Here is a 3,462-nt window from a genome sequence, read left to right as displayed (position 1 = left end):
TCCGGAACGCAAAGAACGCAATGGCTGCCGCCATTGCGTCCGTGGGCCGAGCCGACGCCTCCCCAAGCGTCCAATCTCTGTATCCATAAGCCTAGCAAGCCGCCGAAGCGCGTCCAGGCCCCGGCGGGGATGGGGATAACGCTACGCCACGGGAATCGACCGGCGCCTAGGGCCTCGGGATTCGCGGAATCAGGCAAGATTCGATAGAATCCGAACGCGGCCCGCGAGCCGCAAAGAAAACCACCCGCCGACGATTGGCGGGTGGGGACAGGCGCTCTCAATACTCCTCGGCCAGCATGATCGTGAGCACGCGCGTCGTGACGCGCGGGTCTGCCGGATCGGGCGAACCGCCGGCGAGCGCGCGGTCGTAGTAGTCGATCTTGAAGAAGATCTTCCGGTCTTCGACCGTGAGCGCGCCGAAGTCGTGCTCGCCATAGGGATCGTTGTGCGCCAGATGAGCTGGGCGCATTCCAGTGAGGTGGAAGACCTCACGCTTCCGTGCCGCGCAGGGTGCGGATGAAGCAGACAGGTGAGGCGCGCTGCGCGTCTGCAGCAAGCCATACATGAGCAGAACCTGTCAAAGCCGGAGGGACTGGGGAATTCCGCCCCTCTCCGTTCCGGCCAGCGTGTTTGCTAGGGAGAGGAATACGAACCGACGTCTGACGCCTCGGTAGAGTATGTGGAGCCTGCCAACCGGAATTGGGCAGGTCGGTCATGGCCTCTGGCCATGTCTGGTGAAGCGCTGGTCCTGGCTAATGATCCTGGGACCGGGGCGGCCGTCGGGCCGCAGCCCTCGGAGGTGTTCTGCGAGCGCCGGGGGTCAGAGTTCACACGGGGTATAGTCGGCTCCTACGGCAAATGATGGAAAGCGCTTGGAACCTGGGAACCTTTGTCCGGCTTCCCCTGCGGGGGATGGTCAAGACGGCTGACGATCGCCAGACAAAGGGGCGGAGCCTTCGTAGTAGTCTGAGCACGGGAAAGCCGCGCACAAGGCGAAGGAAGGCAGTGGATAGAGCTTCGCGGCAGGAGGTGGGCGCAGGCCCGGCATGGTGAATACCAGCTTCATCCTCGACATGCAGCCGAAGCTCTATCGGTGGAGCGCGTCGGATAAGGACAAAACCTTCTCCGACCTGTTCAATCTGATCTGTGATCGCCGAACGTTGTTCGAAGCCTGGACCCGGCTCGCCCGCAATCGGGGCAGTCAGACGCCAGGGACGGACGGCATGACGCGGCGCAGGCTCGAAGAGCAAGCGGGCGGCGTTGATCGCTTTCTGAACGAGGTTCGCCATGAACTGAGATCAGGAACCTATCGGCCTGAGCCTGTCAGACAACGGCTGATCCCGAAGACTGGCAGACCGGGGCAATTCCGTCCGCTGGGCATACCCACGCTCAAAGATCGCCTTGTGCAAATGGCGATGAAGTTCGTTCTGGAGCCTATATTCGAGGCGGATTTTTATCCGAACTCCTATGGGTTCCGACGCGGCCGAAGCACCCATGACGCCCTGGCGGCGGTTCAGCGTCAGCTGCATCCGACCAACCATGGCCCGTCCTTGACGCATTACGTGATCGAGGGCGACATCAAGGGCTGCTTCGACGCCATCGATCATCACCTGCTGATGGAAGAGGTGAAGCGGCGCATCCGGGACCGCAAGGTCCTGCTGCTGATCCGGGCCTTCCTGAAGGCGGGCGTCATGATTGAGGGCAGCCTTGAGCATTCGGCGACAGGCACGCCCCAAGGCGGCGTACTGTCCCCGCTCCTGGCGAACATCTTCCTGCATCGGCTCGACGAGAGATACGACAGGTGGATGCCGCGCCCGCGTGAGAAACCGACGAACGCAGTCAGTCGCCGCCGGCTGGATCGGCGCAACGGCAGACCGACGTTCTACATGGTCCGATACGCGGACGACTTCCTTCTGCTTGTCGTCGGCTCCCAGCGGCAAGCGGAGGCGGAACGAGAGGCCCTGGCGCAGTTCCTCTGGGAGGAAATGCGTCTCGAACTCTCGACAGAGAAGACCCTGATCACCCGGCCGGAAGACGGCTTTACCTTCCTCGGATACCGGGTTGTCCGCACCAAGTCGCGTCGCAGCGGCAACTGGGTCGGCAATCTTCGTATCCCCAAGGATAAGGTCAAAGCCCTGCGCCGGGAGATCAAGATGCGGACATCACGGGCGACGCTCGTGTTGCCGTTCAAGGATCTGATCTCGGCGCTCAACCCCCTGATCTCCGGATGGCGGAACTACTTCCAGTACGCCACCTACGCCAGCAAGGAGTTCCAAGCTTTGGACAACTGGCTTTGGCATAGGATCGACCGGTGGCTTCGCAAGAAGCACCGGAAGACCGGCGCTCGGAAACTGCGGGCCAGGTTCCGTGCCGGGCCGCATCCGCCGATGCGGAATCGCTGGCGTGACGGCAGGGCCGTATCAAAGCGGTTTCTGGATGGGGGTACGCGCCGCTATCGCAATCGAGGTGTCAGAATACCGAACGGATGGAATGACAAGGAACTCGGCGACGACCCCGCCTTGCGGGGTGCGCCGTTGTTCTGGCGCGCGTATCACGCGCTGGAAACCATGCAATCTACCGGCGGCTAGTCCGCCCTTGGAGAGCCGGATGCCGGGAAACTCGCATGTCCGGTTCGGAGAGCGGGATGGCGAAACCGACCTCAGCAATGAGGCAAGGCGCGCCATCTCGACTCTACGTCGGGACCGAAGTCCTCAAACGATTGGACGGCAGCGATCACGTCCCGGACAAAGCTGTCGCCGGCGACGCTGATCCCTTGCGTGATCATGATGCGCCCGCCCGGGTCCCGGCCCTGTCGGAGCTTGTCGTTGAGCGCGCGGATGACGTCAGTCTTGGATTTCGTCGTTTCTGTCATGGTCGGCCTCCTTTCGCCCCGGCGCGCGTGACAGGCAAAAGCCGTCATGCGCGCCGGGGCGGCGGGAGACCGCGAAGGAACGTCTGCCGCCATTGTCGCATAGTGGGCGCTATCCACAGCCCCCCGGCAGTGGCGATATCAGCTGCTCCCAGGCTCTGGCGGGTTGCGCGCCCTATGGCAGGCTCAAGCCATGGCCGGCTTCATTCACATTGGCGACGCCTATCAACGCTCGGGCTATACGCCGTTCGGCATGGCCGTGCCTGACCGCCTGCTGCACCTCTACGTCATCGGGCAGACCGGTACGGGCAAGTCGACGCTCTTACGGACCCTGGCGCGGCAGGACGCCCGCAACGGCACAGGCTTCTGCGTGCTCGATCCCCATGGCGACCTGGCGGAGGAGCTGCGGGCCGATATCGGACCCGACGCCATCTATTGGGACGTCGCCGACCCGGATTGCCCCTATGGCTATAATCCGCTCGCCCGCGTCGCCGTCGAGTACCGGCCCCTCGTCGCGTCGGCCCTGATCGACACCTTCCGGAAGCAGTGGATCGACGCCTGGGGGCCGCGTATGGAGCACCTGCTGCGCTATG

The 3,462-nt window shown here is 63.4% G+C and carries 4 protein-coding genes; 2 read left to right on the top strand and 2 right to left on the bottom strand.

Translation table 11 applies throughout. The features are described 5' to 3' along the window. Window positions 1-277 precede the first annotated feature (277 nt). Window positions 278-565 carry a DUF3768 domain-containing protein gene (locus B2P82_RS15095; RefSeq protein ID WP_290497790.1) on the bottom strand — a complete coding sequence of 96 codons (288 nt, stop codon included), beginning with the start codon at window positions 563-565 and terminating at the stop codon, window positions 278-280. Between the two features lie 508 nt (window positions 566-1,073). Between B2P82_RS15095 and ltrA the strand changes: the two genes are divergently transcribed. Continuing rightward, window positions 1,074-2,588: a group II intron reverse transcriptase/maturase gene (ltrA, locus tag B2P82_RS15090; protein ID WP_290497788.1), complete on the top strand. Its 1,515-nt coding sequence runs from the start codon at window positions 1,074-1,076 to the stop codon at window positions 2,586-2,588. A 71-nt stretch (window positions 2,589-2,659) separates the two neighbouring features. Here the strand turns inward: ltrA and B2P82_RS15085 are convergent, their stop codons facing one another. Further along, a complete protein-coding gene (locus B2P82_RS15085) occupies window positions 2,660-2,872 on the bottom strand; it encodes a hypothetical protein (RefSeq protein WP_290497787.1) in 213 nt (70 codons plus the stop codon). 190 nt (window positions 2,873-3,062) lie between these two features. On the opposite strand from B2P82_RS15085, the gene B2P82_RS15080 reads away from it, so the two are divergent. Beyond that, on the top strand, window positions 3,063-3,462 hold a 400-nt coding region (locus tag B2P82_RS15080), incomplete at its 3' end, for a helicase HerA domain-containing protein (RefSeq protein ID WP_290497785.1).

The sequence above is a fragment of the Hyphomonas sp. UBA4494 genome (assembly GCF_002388935.1).
GTDB lineage: Bacteria > Pseudomonadota > Alphaproteobacteria > Caulobacterales > Hyphomonadaceae > Hyphomonas.
This window is presented reverse-complemented; position numbering and strand designations above follow the sequence as displayed.

Excerpts from the sequence above, each read along its gene's own strand:
- ltrA (WP_290497788.1), top strand. The coding sequence starts at position 1,074 with ATGCAGCCGAAGCTCTATCGGTGGAGCGCGTCGGATAAGGACAAAACC.
- B2P82_RS15095 (WP_290497790.1), bottom strand. The coding sequence starts at position 565 with ATGTATGGCTTGCTGCAGACGCGCAGCGCGCCTCACCTGTCTGCTTCA.
- B2P82_RS15085 (WP_290497787.1), bottom strand. The coding sequence starts at position 2,872 with ATGACAGAAACGACGAAATCCAAGACTGACGTCATCCGCGCGCTCAAC.